The organism is Streptomyces sp. NPDC023723 (assembly GCF_040639815.1).
Taxonomy (GTDB): Bacteria; Actinomycetota; Actinomycetes; order Streptomycetales; family Streptomycetaceae; genus Streptomyces.
Genome location: NZ_JBFAAP010000035.1, coordinates 55,653 through 76,288, shown reverse-complemented (window position 1 = coordinate 76,288; position 20,636 = coordinate 55,653). Strand labels below are relative to the sequence as shown.

The 20,636-nt window shown below is 75.1% G+C and carries 15 protein-coding genes and 1 pseudogene; 10 read left to right on the top strand and 6 right to left on the bottom strand.

Annotated features, from left to right (window positions below):
- From AB0G32_RS28745 to AB0G32_RS28735, 3 genes and pseudogenes are all read left to right on the top strand, one after another.
- The coding region (locus AB0G32_RS28745; RefSeq protein WP_361169422.1) for an SDR family NAD(P)-dependent oxidoreductase at nucleotides 1-785 on the top strand (785 nt) is incomplete at its 5' end.
- Nucleotides 786-822: 37 nt separating this feature from the next.
- Nucleotides 823-1,704: pseudogene (locus tag AB0G32_RS28740) on the top strand (DMT family transporter); the annotation flags it as partial.
- 612 nt (nucleotides 1,705-2,316) lie between these two features.
- Nucleotides 2,317-3,069 (top strand): polysaccharide deacetylase family protein, encoded by a 753-nt coding sequence (locus tag AB0G32_RS28735; RefSeq protein ID WP_361169419.1) that lies wholly within the window; start codon nucleotides 2,317-2,319, stop codon nucleotides 3,067-3,069.
- Between the two features lie 18 nt (nucleotides 3,070-3,087).
- Here the strand turns inward: AB0G32_RS28735 and AB0G32_RS28730 are convergent, their stop codons facing one another.
- From AB0G32_RS28730 to AB0G32_RS28715, 4 genes are read right to left on the bottom strand one after another with little or no spacing between them, the layout of a single operon-like run.
- Nucleotides 3,088-4,224: an XdhC/CoxI family protein gene (locus AB0G32_RS28730; RefSeq protein ID WP_361169416.1), complete on the bottom strand. Its 1,137-nt coding sequence runs from the start codon at nucleotides 4,222-4,224 to the stop codon at nucleotides 3,088-3,090.
- Entirely contained in the window at nucleotides 4,217-6,343 is a 2,127-nt protein-coding gene (locus tag AB0G32_RS28725) for a xanthine dehydrogenase family protein molybdopterin-binding subunit (RefSeq protein WP_361169413.1), read from the bottom strand. The genes AB0G32_RS28730 and AB0G32_RS28725 overlap by 8 nt, the downstream gene beginning before the upstream one ends.
- Nucleotides 6,340-7,332 (bottom strand): xanthine dehydrogenase family protein subunit M, encoded by a 993-nt coding sequence (locus AB0G32_RS28720; protein WP_361169410.1) that lies wholly within the window; start codon nucleotides 7,330-7,332, stop codon nucleotides 6,340-6,342. The genes AB0G32_RS28725 and AB0G32_RS28720 overlap by 4 nt, the downstream gene beginning before the upstream one ends.
- On the bottom strand, nucleotides 7,329-7,895 hold the full coding sequence (locus AB0G32_RS28715; RefSeq protein WP_361169407.1) for a 2Fe-2S iron-sulfur cluster-binding protein: 567 nt from the start codon (nucleotides 7,893-7,895) through the stop codon (nucleotides 7,329-7,331). Before AB0G32_RS28715 ends, AB0G32_RS28720 begins: the two co-directional genes overlap by 4 nt.
- Nucleotides 7,896-8,158: 263 nt before the next feature.
- Here AB0G32_RS28715 and AB0G32_RS28710 point away from each other — a divergent pair, with 263 nt between their 5' ends.
- The 4 genes from AB0G32_RS28710 (at nucleotide 8,159) to AB0G32_RS28695 (ending at nucleotide 14,676) form a co-directional block, all read left to right on the top strand.
- Nucleotides 8,159-8,740, top strand: a complete 582-nt coding sequence (locus AB0G32_RS28710; protein ID WP_361169404.1) for a TetR/AcrR family transcriptional regulator — start codon at nucleotides 8,159-8,161, stop codon at nucleotides 8,738-8,740.
- A 213-nt stretch (nucleotides 8,741-8,953) separates the two neighbouring features.
- Nucleotides 8,954-10,474 (top strand): cytochrome P450, encoded by a 1,521-nt coding sequence (locus tag AB0G32_RS28705; protein ID WP_361169401.1) that lies wholly within the window; start codon nucleotides 8,954-8,956, stop codon nucleotides 10,472-10,474.
- Complete coding sequence (locus AB0G32_RS28700; RefSeq protein WP_361169398.1) at nucleotides 10,471-11,511, top strand: (-)-alpha-amorphene synthase; 1,041 nt, start codon at nucleotides 10,471-10,473, stop codon at nucleotides 11,509-11,511. The genes AB0G32_RS28705 and AB0G32_RS28700 overlap by 4 nt, the downstream gene beginning before the upstream one ends.
- Before the next feature lie 255 nt (nucleotides 11,512-11,766).
- Nucleotides 11,767-14,676, top strand: a complete 2,910-nt coding sequence (locus AB0G32_RS28695) for an AAA family ATPase (protein ID WP_361169395.1) — start codon at nucleotides 11,767-11,769, stop codon at nucleotides 14,674-14,676.
- A 52-nt stretch (nucleotides 14,677-14,728) separates the two neighbouring features.
- Here the strand turns inward: AB0G32_RS28695 and AB0G32_RS28690 are convergent, their stop codons facing one another.
- Nucleotides 14,729-15,478 carry a response regulator gene (locus AB0G32_RS28690; protein ID WP_361169392.1) on the bottom strand — a complete coding sequence of 250 codons (750 nt, stop codon included), beginning with the start codon at nucleotides 15,476-15,478 and terminating at the stop codon, nucleotides 14,729-14,731.
- Nucleotides 15,479-15,695: 217 nt separating this feature from the next.
- Between AB0G32_RS28690 and AB0G32_RS28685 the strand changes: the two genes are divergently transcribed.
- Genes AB0G32_RS28685 through AB0G32_RS28675 form a run of 3 tightly spaced genes read left to right on the top strand, consistent with a single transcriptional unit; the run spans nucleotide 15,696 to nucleotide 18,746 of the window.
- Nucleotides 15,696-16,679 carry a tripartite tricarboxylate transporter substrate binding protein gene (locus AB0G32_RS28685; RefSeq protein ID WP_361169389.1) on the top strand — a complete coding sequence of 328 codons (984 nt, stop codon included), beginning with the start codon at nucleotides 15,696-15,698 and terminating at the stop codon, nucleotides 16,677-16,679.
- A complete protein-coding gene (locus AB0G32_RS28680; protein WP_361169386.1) occupies nucleotides 16,676-17,200 on the top strand; it encodes a tripartite tricarboxylate transporter TctB family protein in 525 nt (174 codons plus the stop codon). The genes AB0G32_RS28685 and AB0G32_RS28680 overlap by 4 nt, the downstream gene beginning before the upstream one ends.
- A gap of 1 nt (nucleotide 17,201) precedes the next feature.
- Complete coding sequence (locus AB0G32_RS28675; RefSeq protein ID WP_361169383.1) at nucleotides 17,202-18,746, top strand: tripartite tricarboxylate transporter permease; 1,545 nt, start codon at nucleotides 17,202-17,204, stop codon at nucleotides 18,744-18,746.
- A gap of 77 nt (nucleotides 18,747-18,823) precedes the next feature.
- Here AB0G32_RS28675 and AB0G32_RS28670 read toward each other — a convergent pair whose 3' ends face one another.
- Nucleotides 18,824-20,503 carry a heme peroxidase family protein gene (locus tag AB0G32_RS28670; RefSeq protein WP_361169381.1) on the bottom strand — a complete coding sequence of 560 codons (1,680 nt, stop codon included), beginning with the start codon at nucleotides 20,501-20,503 and terminating at the stop codon, nucleotides 18,824-18,826.
- Nucleotides 20,504-20,636 lie beyond the last annotated feature (133 nt).

Here is a 20,636-nt window from a genome sequence, read left to right as displayed (position 1 = left end):
CCGCGCGCTCCCCGCGGCGGGCGGACCCGGCGGGCACCCGGACGCGCACGGCGCTGGTGACCGGGGCCTCCTCCGGCATCGGCGCGGCCCTGGCCCGGCGGCTGGGGGCCGACGGCTCCTGGGACCTGGTACTGACCGGCCGCGATCCGGGGCGGCTGCGCGCCGTCGCCGACGACTCCTCGGCCGCCGCCCTCGCCGTCGACCTCACCGCTCCCGGTGCCGACCGCCTGCTCGCCGACTTCACCCTGGCGCGAGCGAGTCGGGTGGACCTGCTGGTGGCCGGTGCCGGGATCGGCTGGGCCGGGGAGTTCCGGGACATGCCCGCGCCCGCCATCGACGAGGTGGTCGGCACCGATCTGGTGGCCACGCTGCGCCTGGTGCGGCTGCTGCTGCCCGGCATGGTGGCGGCGGGCAGCGGGCGGGTGGTGATCATCGGATCGCTGGCGGGCTGTGTGGGGGTGCGGGGCGAGGCGGTCTACTCCGCCGCGAAGGCGGCGCTCGGCACCTTCGCGGACGCGCTGCGGCTCGAACTGCGCGGGACCGGGGTGGGCGTCAGCCATGTGATCCCCGGGGTCGTCGACACCCCCTTCTTCGAACGCCGGGGAGCGCCCTACCGGCGGTCCCGGCCCCGTCCGGTGCCGCCGGAGCGGGTGGCGGACGCGATCCGGGACGCGGTCGCGCGGGGGCGGGACGAGGTGTACGTGCCGGGGTGGCTGCGGCTGCCGTGCCGGGTCCGGGGGGCGGCGCCGGGGCTGTACCGGCGGCTGGCCGCCCGGTTCGGATGAGCGGGCGGCCGGGCCGGGCGAGCGGGGGTGCGCGGCGGTGAGTGTGCTCACCGTCGTCCTCGCGCTGTTCGCGGCGCTGTCCAACGCCGCCGCGTCGGTCCTCCAGCGGCGGGCCGCCGCCCAGGACGCGGACGACGCCCCGCCGGGTCACCCGGTCCGCTGGCTGCTGCGGCTGGTCCGGGACCCGTACTGGGTCGGCGGCGCGGCGCTGCTCGCGGTGACGACCGTGCTCCAGGCGGCGGCGCTGGCGGTGGGCAGTCTGGCCGTCGTCCAGCCGCTGATGGCCAGTGAGCTGCTGTTCACCCTGGTGGTCGGCAGCGTGGTGTTCCACCATCGGCCCGATGCGACGACCTGGCTGGCGTTCGGGGCGCTGGCCGTGGGGCTGGCTCTGTTCCTGGGCGCCGCCTCGCCCTCGGCCGGCCAGGACACCGCGACGCCCGGCCGGTGGGCGGCGGCCGGACCGGCGGTGCTGTGCGCGGTGGCCGTGCTGGCCGCGGCCGGCCGGCTGACCCGGGGCGCGCCGCGTGCCGCGCTGTTCGGCGCGGCCTCGGCGGTGGCCTTCGGGGCGACGGCGGCGCTGCTGAAGGAGGTCACCGGACGGTTCCCGCAGGGCGTGGGCGCGGTGCTGACCCAGTGGCCGCTGTACGCCACGGCGGTGGTGGGCGTACTCAGCTTCCTGCTGCTCCAGAGCGCGCTGCGGGCGGGCACGCTGGCCGCCTCCCAGCCCGCGCTGACCCTCGGCGACGCGCTGACCAGCGTGGCGCTGGGCTGGGTCCTGTTCGGGGAGGAGATCGCCCTCGGGATCCGGATCGTGCCCGAGGTGCTCGGGGTGGCGCTGATCGGCCTCGGCAGCCTGGGGCTGGCCCGCGCGCCGTCGGTGCACGGCACCTGGGACACGGCGGCGGCGGCCCGCGACGGTGCCGGCCCGTCGACGGGTACGGCCGACCGGCCCGCGCGGCGGCTCGGACCACGACGGGACGCGGCCCGGCCACGGCGGGGCGGAGACCGGCCTTGGCAGGGCGGGGACCAGTCTCCGCAAGGCGGGGACCGACCTCAGCGAGGCGGGGACCAGTCCTCGCAAGGCGGAGACCGACCTCAGCGAGGCGGGGACCAGTCTCCGCAAGGCGGAGACCGACCTCAGCGAGGCGGAGACCAGCCCTCGCAACGCGGAGACCAGCCTCAGCGAGGCGGAGACCAGCCCTCGCAACGCGGAGACCAGCCTCAGCGAGGCGGAGACCAGCCCTCGCAACGCGGAGACCAGCCTCGGCGAGGCGGAGACCAGCCCTCGCAACGCGGGGACCGGCAGCGGCGGGGCGGGCGTCCTCCGCCGCTGCCTTGACCGGCTCGGCCGGCGGCACGGAGCCGATCCCGGGCAGGGAGGCGCCCCGGGAGGCGTCCCCGCCACACCGACCGGGCCCGCGCACCGCCCTCGGGAGCGGCCCAGCAACACGCGCCAGCAACCCGCCCCGACCTCGACCATGCCCCCTGGCACACCCGCACCCGCACCCGCCCCAGACATGAGGAGCCCCGGATGAGTGACCGGTACCGCGCCCTGCGCGCGGCGAGCGCCCTGGTGCCGTTGGCCGTGGCGCTCGCCCACATCGGTCCGGCCGTGACCTGGCTGCCGGGACTGCGGCGCCGTCTGCTGCCCGGGTTGGCCGGTCGCGGCCGTCCCGGGCACGTCGCGCTCACCTTCGACGACGGGCCCGACCCCGCGTCCACCCCGCGCTTCCTCGACGTGCTGGACGACCTCGGGGTGCGGGCCACGTTCTTCGTCCTCGGCGAGCGCGTCGCACGCCACCCGGCGGTCGCCGCCGAGACGGTCCGCCGGGGCCATGAGCTCGCCGTCCACGGCTGGACGCACGACCGTCCCTGGCTGCCCTCGCCCGGCCTGGACGCCCGCGAGCTGGTCCGGGCCGCGCAGGCGGTGTGCGAGGTCACCGGCCGGTGGCCGTACTGGTACCGCCCGCCCTACGGCATCCTCACCTCCGGCCGCTGGGCGGCCGCCCGGCGGACGGGGCTGCGGCCGGTGCTGTGGACGGCGTGGGGCCGGGACTGGACGCGGGACGCCACGCCCGCCTCGGTGCACCGCACCGCCGCCGCGGACCTGCGTGGCGGCGGCACGCTTCTGCTGCACGACAGCGACCACGCGGCCGCCCCGGGAAGCTGGCGCGCGACCCTCGGCGCCCTGCCCGCCGTCGTCGCCGGCTGCCGTGCCGCCGGCCTGACGGTGGGCCCCCTGGAGGGGCACGGAGTGATCGGGCACGGGGCGGGCCGGCGCTGACCCGCCCCGTCCCGCCGCTCAGGCCGCCGTCCCCGAAAGCTCCCGGTCCCGGTGGATCGGCGCGCCCGAACCGGTGAGCGGCACGCCGGTGCCGCCGCGCCGGGCGGCGACGATCTCCGCCGCGATGGACAGCGCCGTCTCCTCCGGGGTGCGGGCACCCAGGTCGAGGCCGATCGGGGAGCGCAGCCGGGACAGTTCACGGTCGGTCAGACCGGCCTCGCGCAGCCGCCTGGTGCGGTCGGCGTGGGTGCGGCGCGAACCCATCGCGCCGACGAACGCGACCGGCATCCGCAGCGCCTCGGTCAGCAGCGGTACGTCGAACTTGGCGTCGTGCGTGAGCACGCACAGCACCGTCCGCGCGTCCGTGGCGGTGGCGCGCAGATAGCGGTGCGGCCAGTCGACGACCATCTCGTCGGCGTCGGGGAACCGGGCCGCCGTGGCGAAGACCGGCCGGGCGTCGCACACCGTGACCCGGTAGCCGAGGAACTTGCCGGCCCGTACCAGCGCCGCCGCGAAGTCCACCGCGCCGAACACGATCATCCGGGGCGGTACCACACTCGACTCGACGAGCAGCGAGAGTCCGCCGGGGCAGTGCGAACCGTCCTCCGAGAGGCCTACGAGGTCGGTGCGGCCGGCGTCGAGCAGGGCGCGGGCCTCGGCCGCCGCCGTCCGGTCCAGGTCCCGGTGGCCGCCGAGACCGCCCTCGCAGGACCCGTCGGGACGTACCAGCAGGGCGTGTCCCAGCAGGTCCGCCGGTCCCCGGACGACCCGGGCGACGGCGGCGGGCCGCTGACCCGCGGCGGCCGCCAGCGCCGCCGCCAGCACCGGCCGGTGCGGCGCGTCGGCGCGGACCGGCGTGATCAGGATGTCGATGACGCCGCCGCAGGTCAGGCCGACCGCGAAGGCGTCCTCGTCGCTGTAGCCGAACCGCTCGCGCACCGTCCGGCCGTCCTGGAGGGCCTGCACGCACAGGTCGTACACCGCGCCCTCCACGCAGCCGCCGGAGACGGAGCCGATCACCGTGCCCTCGCCGTCGACGGCGAGGGCGGCGCCCAGGCCGCGCGGGGAGCTGCCGCCGACCGACACCACGGTGGCGACGGCGAAGTCCCGGCCCTCCTCGGCCCAGCGGTGCAGTTCACCGGCGATGTCAAGCATGTCCGCCCGCCTCGATGACGCGGTCCGGCCGGATCGGCAGCTGCCGGTGCCGCACCCCGGTGGCGTGCCAGACGGCGTTGGCGATGGCCGCCGCGGCCCCGACGACGCCGATCTCGCCGATACCCTTGATGCCGACCGGGTCGTCCGGGTCGGGGTCGTCGACCCAGTCGGCCTCAAGGCGCGGGACGTCGGCGTGGGTGGCGACGTGGTAGCCGGCCAGGTCGGCTCCGTAGTGGCCGCCGAAGGACTGGTCCCGGACCGCTTCCTCGTGCAGCGCCATGGAGATGCCCCAGGCCATGCCGCCGAGCAGCTGGCTGCGTGCGGTGAGCGGGTTGACGATGCGGCCGGCCGCGAAGATGCCGAGCATCCGGCGCACCCGTACCTCGCCGGTGGCGGGGTCCACGGCGACCTCGGCGAACTGCGCCCCGAACGAGTGCCGTTCCTTCTCCGCCAGGGACGTGAGCGCCTCGGTGGTGTCGGACCGTACGGTGATGCCCTCGGGCGGGATGCCGGCGCCCAGGGCGAGCCGTTCGCGCAGTTCGGCGGCGGCGGCGTCGACCGCCCAGGCCCAGGAGCGGGTGCCCATGGAGCCGCCGGCGATCCCCGACGGCCCGAAGTCGCTGTCGCCGATGTGCACCCGGACCCGGTCGGGCGTCGTCTCCAGCGCGTCGGCGGCGACCAGGGTGAGGGCGGTACGGGCGCCGGTGCCGATGTCGGCGGCGGCGATCCGCACGGTGAAGGTGCCGTCCGCCTCGGCGGTCACCAGGGCGGTGGAGGGCAGGGCGCCGGCGTGGAAGGAGGCGGCGGCCGTGCCGGTGCCGATCAGCCGGTGTCCCTCGCGGCGCAGCCGGGGGCGCGGGTCGCGGTCGGCCCAGCCGAACCGGCGGGCGCCCTCGCGGAAGCAGGCGGCCAGGTTGCGGCCGCTGAACGGCAGTCCGGAGACCGGTCCGGTCTCCGGCTCGTTGCGCAGCCGCAGTTCGATCGGGTCGAGACCGGTCCGCTCGGCGAGTTCGTCGAGCGCCGACTCCAGGGCGAACGACCCGGGCGCCTCGCCCGGCGCGCGCATGAAGGTCGGGGACGGCACGTCGAGCCGTACGACGTCGTTGACCGTGCGGTGGGCGGCGGCGTCGTACATCACGCGGGCCACGCCGGCGCTCGGCTCGACGAACTCGTGGACGGTGGACGTCTGGCTCAGCGAGCGGTGTTCCAGGGCGCGCAGCCGTCCGTCGGCGTCGGCGCCGAGCCGGACCCGCTGGAGGGTGGGGCTGCGGTAGCCGGTGAGGGAGAACATCTGCCGCCGGGTCAGCACGACGCGGACCGGTCGCTGGAGGACGGTGGCGGCCATCACGGCGGAGACCTGGTGGACGCGGACGCCCTTGCTGCCGAAGCCGCCGCCGATGTGTTCGGAGCGGACCCGGACCGCGGACTCGTCGAGGGAGAACATCTTGGCCAGTTCGCCCTGCACCCAGGTGGTGCCCTGGTTGGAGTCGACGACCTCCAGCCGGCCGCCGTCCCAGCGGGCGGTGGCCGCGTGCGGCTCCATCATGCTGTGGTGCTCTTCGGGGGTGCCGTACTCGGCGTCCACGACGTGCGCGGACGCGGCCAGTTCGGCCGCCAGGTCGCCCTTCTCGGCCACCCCGGGCATGACCCCGTCGGCCGGGTAGGCGTCCGGGCGGTCCGCCGCGAGCGCCACGTCGTGCGGCTCCTCGTCGTAGCTCACGACGAGTGACTCGGCGGCCTCCCGGGCCTGTTCGGGGGTCTCGGCGACGACGAGCGCCACCGGCCAGCCGACGTGCGGCACCCGGTCGTGCTGGAAGGCGGCGGCGGTCGGGTCGGGGACGCCGAGCATGCCGATGTAGTCGGTCTCCACGCGCGGCGCGTTGCCGTGGTGCAGCACGGCGACGACGCCCGGCATGGCCAGCACCGGACCGGTCTCGACCGCGCGGATCCGGCCGCGGGCGACGGTGGACAGCACCAGCCAGCCGTGGGCGAGGCCGGCGAAGGGGATCTCCCCGGAGTACCGGGCCGCTCCGGTGACCTTGGCGCGGCCCTCGACGCGGGTGTGCGCGGTGCCGACGGCGCCCTGCGGCGTGGTGCGGCCGGTCGTGGTGGTGGTCATCGGGCGGCCTCCTCGGCGAGTTGCGTCAGGACGGCCACCACGAGGTTGCGCATGAGGGTCACCTTGTATCCGTTGTGGGGCAGCGGCCGGGCCGCCGTCAGTTCGGCGTCCGCGGCGGCGGCGAACGCCGCCGCGTCGGCGGGGCCGCCGGTCAGCGCGCGCTCCGCCGTCCGGGCCCGCCAGGGCCGGGAGGCGACCGCGCCGAAGGCCAGCCGTACGTCCCGCACGACGCCGTCGCGGACGTCGAGGGCGGCGGCCACCGAGCCGATGGCGAAGGCGTAGGAGGCGCGTTCGCGCACCTTGCGGTAGCGGGAGCGGGCGGCGACCGGGGCGGGCGGCAGCGTCACGCCGGTGATCAGCGCGCCCGGCGGCAGGGCGGTCTCCCGGTGCGGGGTGTCGCCCACCGGCAGGTAGAAGTCGGCGAGCGGGGTCTCCCCCGGTCCGTCGGCCGTCTGGTAGGTGACGACGGCGTCGAACGCGGTCAGCGCCACGCCCATGTCCGAGGGGTGGGTGGCCACGCAGTGGTCGGAGGCGCCCAGGATGGCGTGATTGTGGTGCTCGCCGGCGAGGGCGGAGCAGCCGCTGCCGGGGGCCCGCTTGTTGCACGGGCGGGCGGTGTCGGTGAAGTAGCCGCAGCGGGTGCGCTGGAGCAGGTTGCCGCCGACGGTGGCCATGTTGCGCAGCTGTCCTGAGGCGCCGGCCAGGACGGCCTGGGACAGCGCCGGGTAGCGGCGGCGCACCTCGGGGTGGGCGGCGAGGTCGCTGTTGGTGACGGTCGCGCCGATGCGCAGACCGCCGCCGGGGGTCGTCTCGACGCCGTCCAGCGGCAGTTCGCGGACGTCGACCAGCAGGCCGGGCCGTTCGACGCCGGTCTTCATCAGGTCGACCAGGTTGGTGCCGCCGCCGAGATAGCGGGCGTCCGGGTCGGCGGCGAGCAGGGCGACCGCGCCGGGGACGTCGTCGGCGCGCCGGTATCCGAACTCCCTCATGCCGCCGCCTCCTCGGTGGTCCGCGCCCGCTCGTCGGCGGCGCGGGCCACCGCGTCGACGATGGAGACGTAGGCGGCGCAGCGGCAGAGGTTGCCGCTCATCCGTTCCCGGATCTCCTCGGGGGTCAGCTCGGGTGGTCCCGCCTCGGGCCGTACGTCGTCGGTGGCGGCGCTCGGCCAGCCGGCCGCGTGCTCCTCTATGACGGCGACGGCCGAACAGATCTGGCCGGGTGTGCAGTAGCCGCACTGGTAGCCGTCGAGGTCGAGGAATGCCTGCTGCACCGGGTGCAGCCGGTCGCCGTCGGCCAGGCCCTCGACGGTGGTGATCTCGCGTCCGTCGGCCGCGACCGCGAGCTGGAGGCAGGCCACCGACCGGCGTCCGTCGATCAGGACCGTGCAGGCGCCGCACTGTCCCTGGTCGCAGCCCTTCTTGGTACCGGTCAGGTCGAGCCGCTCGCGCAGCGCGTCGAGCAGGGTGGTGCGGTGGTCGACGGTCAGGGGGTGCTTCTCGCCGTTGATGTTCAAGGTGATTGCGCTGTACGTCGGCGAGGGCGCTGAAACCATGATCAGCCTTCTTCTTGCGTCTGGGAACAGAAGGGAATGGCGCTGTACGAGAGGGGGGATGGAAAAGGTCTCGGGCGGGGCGCGGCACGGCGGGGGGCCGCGCGCGGCCGGGAGGGCGGGGCTCTGGTGCGTAGCGCGCCCACGGATATGCTGAGATCAACCGGACAACTGTCCGCTCACAACGAAAACGTAACGGACAACTGTCCGGTTATCAAGGACGGGATTCGGCCAGCGGATTCGGCCAGGGCCCGCGAGGAGGACGAGTGGAACAGTCCGGGAAGAAGTCGCCGTCGCGCTCGGACGCGCGGCGCAACCGTGAGCGGATCCTCGAAGTGGCCCTCGCCGAGCTGACGGCCTGCGCGAACGCCCCGCTGAGCGCCATCGCCAAGAAGGCGGGCGTCGGCCAGGGCACGTTCTACCGCAACTTCCCCAACCGCGAGGCGCTGGTCCTGGAGATCTACCGGCACGAGATGGGGCAGGTCGCCGACAGCGCGGCCGAACTGCTCGCCGAGCGGGAGCCGGAGGATGCCCTGCGCGCGTGGCTGGACCATCTCGCCCGCTTCGCCCTGACCAAGGCGGGCCTGGGCGAGGCCATCCGGCAGGCCACCAGCACCCCGGGCGGCCCGGCCAAGCCGGTGCCCTCCCCGGTGACGGCCGCGGCCGAACTCCTGCTGCGCGCCAACGAGCGGGCCGGCACCATCCGCCCCGGCGTGACCGCGGACGACTTCTACCTCGCCATCGCGGGCCTGTGGCAGATCGAGCCGCACGACAACTGGCGGGCACGCGCCACCCGGCTGCTGGACTTCGTCATGGACGGACTGCGGGCGGGCGCGCCCGGGCGGTGAACGCCGCTCCCGACCACTCTGGCGGCCTCCCGCCCCGCCTCGAATGACGTACACGGAAAACCACACACGCCTCTTCGTGCATCCGTGCGCCCCCGCATGGGGGGACAGGGGCCGACCGCGAGCCGTTGAGCTGGGCAGAACAATGACTCGAGCAGCGGCCCGGTGAGCGGTCACCGGGCCCGCCCGTACGTCGGCTGAGGCAGGTGGTGTCCCATGAGCGAGGCCGTATCCGCGACGGAACGCGGCTGGACGACCGGTGTTGCGCCGGGCATATTACCGTTCTTCGGAAACGCTATCGCACTGCTCCGGCGCCCGCTGGACTTTCTCGAATCTCTGCCCGCGCGGGGCGACTTGGTGGAGATACGGCTGGGGCCGCGCCGCGCCTGGGTGGTCTGCGACCCCGAGCTGGTCCACCGGATACTCAAGGACCCGGGCACCTTCGACAAGGGCGGCCCGCTGTACGACCGGCTGCGGGGGCTGATGGGCGACGGCCTGGTGACCTGTCCGCATGACGCGCACCGCCGCCAGCGCAGGCTGTTGCAGCCGGCGTTCAGCCCCGCGCGGGTGGCCGCGTGCACCGGCCTCATGGCGGCGGAGGCCGCGTCGGTGTGCCGCTCCTGGCGGCCCGGGCAGCGGGTCGACGTGACGGCCGCGATGATCGCCCTGACCACCGGGGTCACCAGCCGGCTGCTCTTCTCCGACTCGCTGGACGCGGGCCGGGCCGCGGCGGTGCGTTCCTGTCTCGCGGTGGTGGTCGCAGGGCTGTTCGTCCGGACGGTCGTGCCGGTCGACGCCCTGTTCCGGGTGCCCACCCCCGGCAACCGGCGGTACCGCAGCGCGGTGCTCCGGCTGCACGCGCTGGTCGACGCCCTCGTCGCCGAGCGCCGCCGCGGCGCGCCCCGCGACGACCTCCTGGGCACCCTGCTGGCGGCCACGCGCGCGGGCGGCGGCGCGGGGGACGGCCAGGGGGACGCTCCCCTCACCGAGCGGGAGGTCCGCGACCAGCTCGTCACGCTCCTGCTCACCGGTGTGGAGAGCACCGCGATGTGTCTGGCCTCCGTGTTCGCGCTCCTGGCGGACCACCCGGAGGCGCAGCGCCCGCTGACCGAGGAGCTGGACGCGGTCCTCGACGGCCGCTCCGTCCCCGGCCCCGAGGAGCTGGCCCGGCTGGTGCGCACCCGCGCGGTGGTCACCGAGACCCTGCGGCTGCGCCCGCCGGGCTGGCTGTTCACCCGGCTCACCACCCGGGCGACCGACCTGGGCGGGCACCGGCTGCCGCGCGGCGCGACCGTCCTGTACAGCCCCTATCTCCTGCACCACCGGGACGAGTCGTTCCCGGAGCCCGACCGGTTCCGTCCGGAGCGGTGGCTGCCGGGCGGCCCGGCGGCGGCCGGCACGGGCGGGGCGCTGCTGCCGTTCGCCGCGGGCAGCCGCAAGTGCATCGGCGACACCTTCGCCATGACCGAGGCCGTCGCCGCCGTGACCGTCGTCGCCCGCCGCTGGCGGCTGCGCGCGCCGTCCGGGCCGGTCGGCCGGCCGCGTCCGGCGGCCACGCTGGGACCCCGGTCGCTGATCCTGATCCCCGAACCCCGGGCGCACCTGCCGGGCAGAGCTTCCGGTCCCCGGGCCGAAGGCACGCGGACCGGACTCCCACACACCGGACTCCCACACACCGGACTCCCACGCACCGGACAGCCACGCACCGGACTCCCAACGGCAGGTGACGACGTATGACGACCCAGTTGACGAACACGACGGGTGCGGCGAGTCCGACGAGCGCGGCGGCCGGGGCCGGTGTGCCGGTCGGTGCGAAGCCGGGCAGTCTCAAGGAACTGATCGAGAGCACGCTCCACATGCCCTTCCCGTTCCTGGCCAACCCCCATGAGCGGCGGGCGGCGGCCGGTGTCGACACCTGGCTGCGCCGCTGGGGACTGACCGACGACCCGGCGGTGGCGGACATGATCGTCCGTACCCGTCCGGCCCAGCTCGCGTCCTACAACAGCCCGACGATGGACGCCGATCTGCTCCAGCTGGTCGCCGATCAGATCGCCTACCAGTTCGTCTTCGACGACCGGGCGGAGGAACTGGGCCGCCCGGGGCCGGACCAGTTGCTGCCGATGGTGTGCGAGAGCGTCGCGATCCTGCGGGACGGCGAGCCGCCGGTCTCCCCGCTCGGGGCGGCCCTGGCCGACCTGCACCGGCGGGTCCGGGAGCGCTGCACACCCGCCCAGGCGGCCCGCTGGGCCTGGCACAGCCGCGAGTACGTGCACGGGCTGCTGTACGAGGCGGTGGCGCAGAGCCACTCGCTGCCGCCGCGGATCGCGCTGGTCACCTCGATCCGGGCGCTGATCGCCGGGGTGGAGCCGTTCTATCCGCTGTGCGAGGCCGCGCAGCCGGCGGAACTGACCGAGCGGGAGCTGCACCACCCGGCGATGCGGCGGCTGGGCCGGCTCTCCGCCGACGCCGCGGTGTGGATACCCGACCTGTTCTCCGCGGTGAAGGAACACCGCACGGGCGGCCTGATCAACCTGGCCCTCGCCTACCGGCAGACCCATGACTGCTCCCTGCCCCAGGCGGTCGCCCTGGCGGTCCGGCGGATCAACGGCACGATCGAGGAATTCCAGCACCTGCGGCACACGATCGCCCCCGAGCTGAGCCCGGCCGGGGCCGGCTACATCGACGGCATGGCGGGGTGGATACGCGGCTGCTACCACTGGTCGCGCGTGGTACCGCGATACGCGGAGACGGCGGGGGTGCCGGTGGGAGCCTGACGCGGTCCCCCGCCGAACGGAGCGGTCCCCCGCCGTACGGAGCGGGGTCCCGGCGGATACGTCGGCGGCGGCGGTGCGTCGTCCGGCTGACGGCGATCCGAGCCACGTTACCCAGCCGGGGCCCGCCTCATCCACCAGTGCTGCCCGATTCACTCGTCCTCGTCGAACCTGTCTCAGAATCCGGGCAGTTGACGCAGGCCGGGCGTACGCTCGGCGCTGTCCTCCGACGGCCGTCGACAGGAAGCAGCACGGCACATGGCGACTGGACTGCGTCAACCGAGCACCGGAAACCGTTCGTTGCTGGAACGACGGCAGGAACTCCGCGCACTGGACGAGGCATTGGTCCGGCTCTGCGACACCGACGGCGACCCGCCGCACGGCCGGCGGGGCGGCGTCGTCGCGTTCACCGGACCGGCCGGGATGGGCAAGACGACGCTGCTGGCCCGGGCCCGGGCCGAGGCGGTCGCCCGCGGCTGCACGGTGCTGTCCGGTCGCGGCGGCGAGACCGAGCAGGAGCTGGCGTTCCGCGTGCTGCGCCAACTGCTCCAGCCCTCGCTCGCGGTGCTGGACGACCAGGAGCGCCGGGCGTTCCTGGGCAGTTGGTACGACATCGTGGCCGCCGCGCTCGGTCTGGAGGCGACCGGCGCCGCGCGGGCCCCCGACCCACTGGGCGTGCGCGACGGCCTGGACTGGGTGATGACCCGGCTCACGGTGCGCAGGGCACCGGTCGTGGTGCTGCTGGACGACGCGCACTGGGCGGACCTGGAGTCGCTCGGCTGGCTCGCCTCCTTCGCGCCCCGGGCCGAGGACCTCCCGCTGCTGATCGTCACCGCCTACCGCCCCGACGAACTGCCGCCGGAGGCGGACGCGTTCCGGGCGCTGACGGAGCGGCACGGCGAGCGTCCGCACAGCCTGGCCCCGCTCACCGAGGCCGCCGTGGCCCGGATCGTGCGGAACATGGTGGGCGAGGCGGCCGAGGACGCGTTCTGCGCCGAGTGCTGGACACTCACCGGCGGCAGCCCCTTCGAGACGGTCGAACTGGCTGCCCGGCTCGACGAGGCCGGGCTGACCGGCATCCGGGCCGATCTGGCCACCATGCGCAGCCTCGCCTCGGCCGTGAAGGGACCGGGGCTGCTCGACCGGCTGCACCGGCTCGGCGGTCCCACCGTCCGGTTCGCGTGGGCCGTGGCCGTACTGGGTTCGCCGGCCCCGCCGGAACTGGCCGCCACCTTGGCGGTGGTGGGCGCCGAGGAGGGCGCCGCGGCCACCGAGCGGCTGCGCGCCGCCCGCATCCTGGCCACCGGCACGGGGGCCGGCGGGGGCCTGGAGTTCGTCCATCCGCTGATCGCCACGGCGGTCCACCGGGCTGTCCCGCCGGGGCTGCGGGTCGGGATGCACAACACCGCCGCCGAGGCCGTGCGCTCCGCCGGGCTCGGTCCCACCGCCGCCGCCCGGCATCTGCTGGAGGTGCCCTGCGAGGGCAAGCCCGCGGCCGTCGCCTGTCTGCGCGAGGCCGCCCGGGAGTATCTGCGGGCCGGCGCGCCGGAGGCCGCCCGGCGGGTGCTGGCCCGGGCGCTCCAGGAGCCGCCGCCGGCCGAGGAGCGGGCCGCCCTGCTGCACGAACTGGCCTGCGCCACCTTCCTCATCGACCCCGCGGCCACCGTCAGCCACCTGCGGGACGCGCTGGCGGAGCCCGACGTGGACCCGGGGCTGCGCGCCTCGATCGTCTTCCGGCTGGCCCAGGCGCTCGCCCACACCGACCAGGTCGCGGAAGCCGCCGCGATGCCCGGGCAGGAGGCCCGGCGGGCCGGCAACGCCCGGGTCCGGCTGCGGATGCAGGCCGACCACTTCGTGTGGAGTGCCTTCCGCGCCGACGAACCCGACTCCGCCGCGCGCTCCCGGCGGCTGGCCCGGCTGGCTGAGCGGTTGCCCGGCCGCCGGCTGGAGGAACGGTACATCCTCGGGCTGCGCGCCTGGGACGCCGTACTGCGCGGCGAGCCGCGGCGCACCGCGCTGGCCTTCGCCGAGGAGGCACTGCCCGGCGGGCTGAGCTGGACCAGCGAGCACCAGGGCTTCGAGGTGCCGGTCTCCGTCGCCCTGGTGTTCATGTACGCCGATCAGCCGGGCCGGGCGGAGGAACTGTTCACCCAGGGCCTGGCCGAGTGCGAGCGCAAGGGCTGGCGCGGTTCCCATCTCGCCCTGGGCCAGGCCCTCTTCGGCTACATCCGCTACCGGCGCGGCTCGCTGGCCGAGGCGGAGGACCTGGTACGGACGGGCCTCGGGATCGCCGACCGGGTGGCCGGGGCGGTGCCCGCGCAGTGGTTCGCCGTCGGCATCCTGGTCCAGACCCTGCTGGCCCGGGGCCGGGTCACCGAGGCCCGCCGGCTCGCCGACAGGTACCGCTACGGCGAGGCCGTGCCGAACGCCGTCATCTATCCCGATCCCCGTACGGTGCACGCCGAGCTGCTGCTGGCCGAGGGCCGGCACCGGGCGGCGGCCCGGGTCCTGACCGAGGTCGGCGATTGGCTGGACGGACGGGCCTGGCGCAACCCCGCGTGGTGCCCCTGGCAGCTGCACCTGGCCCGGGCGGTGGCCCGTACCGAGCCCGGCCGGGCGGTGGACCTGGCCCGGGACGCGGTCCGGCGGGCCCGCGACTTCGGCGCCGCGTCGGTGATCGGGCAGGCCCTGCGCACCGAGGCGGAGGTGACCGGCGGGCCGGCCGCGCTGGAACTGTACGGCGCGGCCGTGGAGTGCCTGGAGGCGTCGCCCGCGGCCTATGAGCTGGCCCGCGCGCTGGTGGGCCACGGCGTGCTGCTGTCCCGCAACGGCCGGGTGCAGGAGGCCGCCGACCGGCTCTACCAGGGGCTGGAGCGCGCGGTGCACTGCGGTGCGGAAGGGCTGGCCGGCCGGGCCAGGGCGGAGCTCTCCGCGGCCGGACTGCGGCCGCTGCCGCTGCGGTACGGGCAGACCGACACGCTGACCGCGCGGGAGCGCCGGGCGGCCGAGCTGACCGTCCGCGCGGATCCGCCGGACGTAATCGCCAAGGAACTGCGCCTCACCGCGCAGGGGGTGCGGCAGGTGCTCTCCTCGGTGTACCGCAAACTGGGCACCGACGCGGCGGGCCTGGGCCGGGCCCTGCAGAACGCGCCCCGGCCGCGTTCCTGACGGGCCGCGCGCGACGCGGGGAGCCCAGTGGTTCGCGGGCCCCGGCGGCACGTCACGCCCGCGCCTCTCCCGTGGACGGCAGGTCCCTCGGGCCCGCCGTGCCGTCGCGGTGGCGGTAGCGGCGTTCGGGGCGGCCGGCGACGCCGTAGCGCAGCGAGACCTCGGCGCTGCCGACGGTGTGGAAGTACTCCAGGTAGCGCCGGGCGCTGACCCGCGAGACGCCGGTGCGGGCGGCGCACTCGCTGGCGGACAGGGTGCCGTCGGCGGTCCGCAGGGTGCGTTCGATCAGCTCGGCGGTCTCCGCGCTCATGCCCTTGGGCAGGGCCGGGCCCGGCGCCGGACCGGCCGCGCCCGCGAGCACCCGGTCCACGTCGGCCTGGCCGCGGACCACCGTCGCCAGCAGCCGGCCGCGCTGCACGGCGTACCGTTCCAGGCGCAGCCGCAGGTCCTCGAACTCGAAGGGTTTGAGGAGGTAGTCGACGACGCCCTGCCGTACGGCGGCGCGCACCGTGTCCGTCTCGCGGGCCGCGCTGACCACCATGACGTCGCAGTCGTGGCCGGCGGCGCGCAGCCGGGGCAGCAGGTCGAGGCCGAACACGTCCGGCAGGTACAGGTCGAGCAGGATCAGGTCGGGGCGGAGCCGGTCGACGGCGGCGACGGCCTGTTCGCCGGTGGTGGCGGCGCCGACGACCCGGAAGGGGGTGACGCGTTCGACGTAGGCGCGGTGGATCCGGGCCACCATGAAGTCGTCGTCGACCACGAGGGTGTCGATCGGCTTCGTCCACCTGGTTCCGGTCGTCATGTCGCTCCTTCTGCCACCGCGTCGACGAGGTGGCTGACGGTCTCGCGGCCGAGGTCTCACCGCCGTGACGTTCGCAGACCGGCCGGGCCGGCGCCAGACCGGTGCGATCACGATGACCGCAAAGACCACAACCTCCGTTGCCGACGCAAGGACGACAGGCCGCGGCGGCCGGGGCAGCATGTGCCCACATCCGACCCGACGACAGGTGGTGGCACTCGTGCGTCTGCGCACTCCCCTCGCCCTGTTCGGGGCCGCCGTGCTGGTGCTCGTGGTACCGCCGCTGCTGGACACCGGCGGCGGCGACGGGACCGGTACCCGGATCCCGGGCCTGCGCCTCATGGTCCCCAACACCCCCGGCGGCGGCTACGACATCACGGCCCGGACGGCCGCGAAGGACGCCGAGGACGCCGGGCTGACGCACGGCATCGAGGTGTTCAACCTGCCCGGCGCCGGCGGCACGGTGGGTCTGAGCCGGCTGGTGAGCGAGCACGGCAACGGCAGGCTGGCGATGTCGATGGGCCTGGGCGTGGTCGGCGCCGTCCGCTCCAACGACGCGCCCCGTACCCTCGCCGACACCACGCCGATCGCCCGCCTCACCGAGGAGCCGGACGTCGTGGTGGTCGCCAAGGACTCCCCGTACCGCACGATCGAGGAGCTGGTCACCGCCTGGCGGCAGGATCCGGGCAAGCTGCCGGTGGGCGGCGGTTCGTCACCGGGCGGCCCGGACCACCTGGCGCCGATGCTGATGGCCCGGGCCGCGGGGATCGCCCCGAAGGCGGTCAACTACGTCCCGTTCGACGGCGGCGGCGAGCTGCTCGCCTCGATCCTCGGCGCCAAGGTGGCCTTCGGTGTCTCGGGCGTCGGCGAGTACCTCGACCAGATCAGGGCGGGCGAGCTGCGGCTGCTGGCGGTCACCGGGCCGGAGCGGGTCGCGGGCCTGGACGCGCCCACGCTGACGGAGGCCGGGTACGACGTGGACTTCACCAACTGGCGCGGCATCGTCGCCCCGCCCGGTCTGTCGGACGCCGAGCGGACCAAACTGACCGCGCTGATCGAGGAGTTGCACGACTCGCCCCAGTGGCGGATGTCGATGGCGACCAACGGGTGGGACGACGCCTTCCTGACCGGTGCGGAGTTCGGTGACTTCCTCCGGGCGCAGGACCGGCGCGTGGTGTCGGTGCTGAGGGAGCTGGGACTGTGACGACGGGAACCACTGAGCGGGCCGGACGCCGCTCCTGGCTGCGCGACCATTCCGAACTCGGCGTCTGTGTACTGCTGCTGGCGCTCGGCGTGCTGGTCCTGACCGACGCGCTGACCATGGACGTCGAGATCACCCAGCGCGGTCCGATCGGCCCCCGGACCGTGCCCGTCGTGGTCGGCGCCGGGCTGCTTTTGATCGCCGCGCTGCTCGCGGTGGACGTGCTGCGCGGCGGCCGGGGCGAGGCCGAGGGCGGCGAGGACGTCGACCTGTCCGAACCCGCCGACTGGCGTACGGTGCTGCTGCTCGCCGGGATCTTCCTCGGCGCGGCCGTCCTCATCGAGCCCGCGGGCTTCCCGGTCGCCGGCGCGCTGCTGTTCTGGGGCGCCGCGTTCGCGCTGGGCAGCCGGCGCCCCGACCGCGATCCGCTGATCGCCGCGGTGCTGTCGGTCCTCACGTACGCCGTCTTCGACCAGTTGCTCGGGGTGCCGCTGCCCGGCGGCCCGCTGATGGGAGTGCTGTGACATGAACGCCCTCGGCTCCCTGCTGGACGGCTTCGGTACCGCCCTCACCCCGCTCAACCTGCTCTGGGCGGCCCTCGGGGTGCTGCTCGGCACGGCGATCGGCGTGCTGCCCGGCATCGGCCCGGCGATGGCGGTCGCGCTGCTGCTGCCGGTGACGTACGGCCTGGCCCCGGTGGCCGCGTTCATCATGTTCGCGGGCATCTACTACGGTGCCATGTTCGGCGGCTCCACCACCTCCATCCTGCTCAACACCCCCGGCGAGAGCGCGGCCGTGGTGGCGGCGATGGAGGGCAACCCGATGGCCAGGGCGGGGCGCGGCGCGCAGGCGCTGGCGGCGGCCGCCGTGGGGCACTTCGCCGGCGGCATGATCGGCACGGTGCTGCTGGTGGCGCTGGCGCCGACGGTCGCCGGGCTGGCGGTGGACATCGGCGCGCCGGACTACTTCGCGGTCATGGTGCTGGCGTTCATCGCGGTGACGTCCGTGCTGGGTTCCTCCCGGGTGCGCGGCCTGGCGTCGCTGCTGATCGGCCTGACGATCGGGCTGGTGGGCCTGGACCGGACGACCGGCCAGCAGCGGCTGACCTTCGGGTTCCTGCAACTGGCCGACGGCATCGACGTGGTGATCGTCGCGGTCGGTCTGTTCGCGATCGGCGAGGCGCTGTGGGTGGCGGCCCATCTGCGGCGCGGGGCCGCCGAGCCGATCCCGGTGGGCCGTCCCTGGCTCGGCCGCGCGGATCTGCGCCGTACCTGGAAGTCGTGGCTGCGCGGCCCGCTCATCGGCTTCCCGTTCGGCGCGATCCCGGCGGGCGGCGCGGAGATCCCGACGTTCCTGTCGTACGTCACCGAGAAACGGCTGTCGAAACACCGGGACGAGTGGGGCAGGGGCGCCATCGAGGGCGTGGCCGGACCGGAGTCGGCGGCGTCCGCGTCGGCGGCGGGCACGCTGGTGTCGATGCTGACGCTGGGGCTGCCGACGACGGCGGTGGCGGCGGTGATGCTGGCCGCGTTCCAGCAGTACGGCATCCAGCCCGGCCCGCTGCTCTTCGAACGCGAACCCGACCTGGTGTGGGGCCTGATCGCGTCCCTCTTCGTCGGCATGGTGCTGCTGCTCGCGCTGAACCTGCCACTGGCCCCGGTGTGGGCCCGGCTGCTGCGCGTCCCGCGGCCCTACCTGTACGCGGGCATCCTGTTCTTCGCCGCGGTGGGTGCCTACGCGGTCGGCGGCGAGGTGGTCGACCTGGTGATCCTGCTGATCATCGGCCTGGTCGGCTTCGGCATGCGGCGCTACGGACTGCCGGTGCTGCCCGCCGTCATCGGTGTGATCCTCGGCCCGGCCGCCGAGCAGCAGTTGCGGCGCGCGCTCCAGCTCAGCGACGGCAGCGTGACAGGGCTGGTGAACACGCCGTTCGCGGTGACGGTGTACGCGGTGATCGTGCTGTTGCTGGCCTGGCCGCTGCTGCGGCGCGGGGCGGGGCGGGTACGGGGGCGGGGGCCGGGCCGGGGATCGGAGCGGGGGCCGGGGAGCGTGCCCGGCCCCCGCTGCTGACCGCCGCGGCCGGGCCGCGCGGCCGCTCGCGCCGGTGAACCGGGCGGTGGCGGGACACCGCTCGGTGCCGGGCGGGGTCAGAGGACGCCGGCGAACCGCAGGAAGTCCGCGATGGTGCGGACCGGCCGGCCGCTGGGCAGCCGGACGCCCTGGGCGGGGCTCCAGCTCGTCTGGTTGACGTACGAGCCGCTGTCGTCGCGGAGCTGTCCGACGAGGGTCTCGGCGACGATGCGGCTGCCGACCTCGCCGAGCCGCCGGCCAAGTTCGCGCACCTCGGCCTCCTTCAGCACGTAGAACCACAGCGGGGTGGCCTCGAACAGGCCGCCGGCCGCCAGGGCCTCCTTGACCTGCTGGCTGCTGCCCGCTTCCAGCTCCGCCCGGCTGAGCGGCAGCACGCCGAGCGCCTCGGCCACCGCCTGGCCGGTGGGCACCGCCAGCCGGTAGCCGCGCAGCAGGTTGCGGCGGGCGAGGTGCTTGAGCAGGGCCCTGATCCGGTCCGGCAGGCCGGGATCGGTGCCCTCCAGGACCAGGTCGGCGAGCGGCGGCGCGAGCCTGGTGTCGATGAGCCGCGCGAACCGGTTGGCGAACTGGCTGTTGCGGTCGGTCATCCGGTCCCACTCCACCGGCCAGTTGCTGGGCAGGGTGGTCAGGCTGCCGGCGAAGCCGCCCCGGCCGGTGAACTGGAAGAGCTGGTTCAGCGTGGCGACGGGCGCCACGTTGTCGCCGGGGCGGCCGAAGTTGCGGTTCCAGTCGTAGGCGCCGCGCACCATGCTGTGGCCGAAGCGGAAGGCGGCCACCGAGAACTCGACCGGCATGTAGGTGCCGCGGCGGCGCGGGTCGAGCAGGTTCCCCTCGGCGGTGTCCACCTGGTCGACGACGTCGGGGCGGGCGACGGTGCGCAGGTAGTCGTGGACGCACAGCCACTGGTACGTCCAGCGGGTGAGGGACCTGGCCCGCTGGAAGACCTCGGCGTCCGTCTCCCGCTCGGGCTCGTGGTCGCGCACCCAGTCGACGGCGGCGTTGTGGAAGCGCAGGAACGCCACGTGCAACTGGGCCACCACGAGGTTCTCGTCGTTGCGGCTGTCGCCGATCAGCGGCGTGCCGTCGGCCTTGCGCGGCAGGTCCCGCTGCTGGTCGCCGACCGGGGGGATCAGCACCCCGGCCGACGCCGGGACGGGCGAGAGCAGGCCCAGCCGGAACTTGACGCCGTCGTAGGGAACGGCGTCCCGGTTCGCCACCGGTGCCGCGAACGGTCCGTCGCCGTAGACCGAGTCGAGGTTGAGGGCGGGCAGCCGCAGGTTCTCCAGTTGCCGGACCACCTCGCCGGGCGCAACCGGCGGCAGCGGCTCGTCGGTGATGCTGATCTTCTTGTCGTTGTCGGTCGCGGCGGTCAGGTCGTGGTCGACGAACTGGCCCCAGTAGGTGTGCACCGGCGGGATCGGTGAGTCGATCCGCGGATCGCGCGCGTCACCGCCGGTCTCCACCATCGCGGCGCCGAGGTCGTCGAGGGCCTTGACGACTTTCGCGACCGTCTCGTCGTCGCCCTGCGGCAGGTGCCGGTCCGGGAACTTCTCCGCGAGGTCGGCGAACAAGTACTGGAAGGACGTGGTGCCCACGCGTGCCGCCGCGGTGGCGGTCTCCTGGACCACCGCGCTGAGCTGGCTCTGTTTCTCCTGCGGATCGGCGCTGTCGAGAATCGAGTGCCCGCCGTGCGTGAGGTTGGTGATCATCCGCCGGATCTGCCCCTGTTCGGCCATGCCCGTGCCCCTTCCGTGGTCTGGGAACAGGCGAGTATGTCCCGCTCGCGCCGGCCCCGGCATCGGGGAACTCCCTGCCTCCGCCCGCCCGGTCGGCCCCGGCCGGGCGGTGCGCGGGTACGGCTACGTCATC